General features: G+C 43.5%; 1 protein-coding gene. It reads left to right on the top strand.

Annotated elements, in window-relative coordinates:
• Positions 1-1,266, top strand: a 1,266-nt coding sequence (locus DWZ47_RS15090) for an IS1182-like element ISBf3 family transposase (RefSeq protein ID WP_233525059.1), incomplete at its 5' end; no start/stop codon positions are given.
• Between the last annotated feature and the right edge of the window lie 45 nt (positions 1,267-1,311).

Below are 1,311 nucleotides of genomic sequence, written 5' to 3'. Positions count from 1 at the left end.
ATCAGCCTTGATGTGGAGTATATCGACGGCACCAAGATTGAATCCAAAGCCAACAAATATACTTTTGTCTGGCGCAAGACAGTCGAACGGAACCGTACGAGACTAATGGATAAAATCCGTATTCTCTTGGAACAGGTGGATGAAGCCATTGCACAGGAGAACTCTATAAAAGACACATCCGTGGAGTTTACTCCCTGCAGGCTCTCTGACATAGTGGATGAACTTAAAGAAGCCCTGGAACGCCAGCCTGCAACAAAGGATAAGGAAGAAAAGAAAGCCCTGCGCAAAAAGAAGAAGCAGGTCATGGAACTTGAAGGGTATCGTGACAAGCTGATAGAATACGACAATCACCTTGATACCCTTGGAGAACGTAACTCCTATTCCAAGACCGATCCTGGTGCCACATTCATGCGCATGAAAGAAGATGCCATGAAGAACGGGCAGACCAAACCCGGATATAATCTGCAAATAGGTACTGAAAACCAATTCATCACAGACTTCCGTCTGTTTCCCAACCCTACCGATACACTGACCCTCATACCTTTTTTCCACTCTTTCCAGTACCGCTATAACCGTTTACCGAATATCTGTGTGGCAGACTCCGGTTACGGTTCGGAAGAAAATTACCGGTTCATGCAGGAGAATGGGATAGAAGCCTTCATCAAGTACAATTACTTCCATAAAGAACAGCGTCCTCGTTATACTCCCAACCCATTCCATGCCGAAAGTCTCCATTACAATGCCCAAGAGGATTATTACGTTTGTCCTATGGGACAGCACATGAACCGTATAGGAACCAAACGTGACAAGACAGCGAGCGGATACATCATCGAAAGTGCCCGGTATAAAGCAAAAAGATGCGAAGGTTGCCCTTTGCGTGGCAGTTGTTTTAAAGCTCGGGGGAACCGTATTATAGAAGTCAACCACCGATTAAATCAATACAAACGGCAGGCACGGGAAAGGTTGCTCTCAGAAGAAGGTATCAAGCATAGAGGCAGGAGGTGTATAGAACCAGAGGCTGTGTTTGGACAAATGAAATACAACATGGCATACAGAAGATTCCGGCATGTGGGAGAAGACAAGGTTACAATGGACTTTGCTTTCTTTGCTATAGCCTTTAATATCAAAAAAATGTGTGCTAAACTGATAAAAGAAGGAAAGGGGCTCATTACAGTTGCCAAATATATGTTTATGGGACTATTTATAACCCGATATAATTGGAATATAGCAACTTGTTGCCAAATGCATGAGGAAAAAGCAGCATAGCCAAAAGAAAATATAGCAGAACTGTAAAATATAAAAGAGGTTGTG

The organism is Bacteroides sp. AF32-8BH (genome assembly GCF_003435205.1).
GTDB classification, from domain to species: Bacteria; Bacteroidota; Bacteroidia; order Bacteroidales; family Bacteroidaceae; genus Bacteroides; species Bacteroides ovatus.
Note: the sequence above shows the minus strand (reverse complement) of the source record. Positions and strands in the feature narration are given on the sequence as shown.